We start from the raw sequence: 1,048 nt of genomic DNA, 5'->3' as shown, positions 1-1,048 counted from the left end.
ACCCACATCGAGATTGATTTTATTCAGTGCACGCTTTTCGCTGTAATAGACTTCGACCTCGGAGGCCTTCATCTTCACGCGCTTACCGTGCCCGGCTTGGGCGGCGGCAGAGGTTTTAGTTTCGGTCGCCAGCATGGGGATTACCACTTCCGTTCGAATTTCTTGCGCAGAATAATCGCAATCGCGTTCATCGCCAGCAGGAAGGCCAGGAGAACCATGATTGCGGCGGAGGTTTTTTCGACAAAGCCCCGCTCCGGACTATCGGCCCACAGGTAAATCTGCACCGGCAGCACCGTCGCGGCCTGAGTGGCCCCGGTCGGAATGTCCACGATGAAGGCAACCATGCCGATCATCAGCAGCGGCGCGGTTTCACCGAGCGCGTGTGCCATCGACAGGATCGTGCCGGTCAGGATGCCGGGCATCGCCAGCGGCAAGACGTGATGCGTCACCACTTGTACCCGGCTCGCGCCGAGGCCGAGCGCGGCCTGACGGATCGAGGGGGGCACCGCCCGCAGGGAGGCACGGGAGGCGATGATGATAATCGGCAGGCTCATCAACGCCAGCACCACACCGCCGACCACCGGGGCGGAGCGCGGTAGCCCGAAGACGTTCAAGAACACCGCCAGCCCCAGGAGACCGAAGACAATCGACGGCACCGCCGCGAGATTGTTGATGTTCACTTCGATCAAATCGGTCCAGCGGTTCTTCGGGGCGAACTCTTCGAGATAGACCGCCGCCATCACGCCGAGCGGGAAGGCAATCGCGAGCGTAATCCCCAAGGTCAGCAACGAGCCGATAATCGCACCGCCGACCCCCGCCAGTTCGGGCTGACGGCTATCGCCGCTGCTCAGGAACCAGACATTGAAGCTGCGGTGAATCTTACCATCGGCTTTCAGCGTTTCAAACCAAGCGATTTGCTGCGGGCTCAGGCGCGATTCGCCGCCTTTCGGCGTCTTTCCCGCAAAGCCCTTGGCGTACATATCATAGTCGGAAGCCACCGGAATGCGGACGGTAATCTGCTGCCCGATGATGGCGGGGTTTGCCATCA

The 1,048-nt window shown here is 61.0% G+C and carries 1 protein-coding gene; it reads right to left on the bottom strand.

All coding sequences use genetic code 11. From position 1 onward, the window contains the following. Positions 1-140: 140 nt before the first annotated feature. Positions 141-1,048 (bottom strand): phosphate ABC transporter permease PstA (gene pstA / locus VZ95_RS18835; RefSeq protein ID WP_045777230.1); only part of this gene is annotated, 908 nt, incomplete at its 5' end.

Origin of the sequence: Elstera litoralis, from assembly GCF_000963705.1 — a bacterium.
GTDB lineage: Bacteria > Pseudomonadota > Alphaproteobacteria > Elsterales > Elsteraceae > Elstera > Elstera litoralis.
Note: the sequence above shows the minus strand (reverse complement) of the source record. Positions and strands in the feature narration are given on the sequence as shown.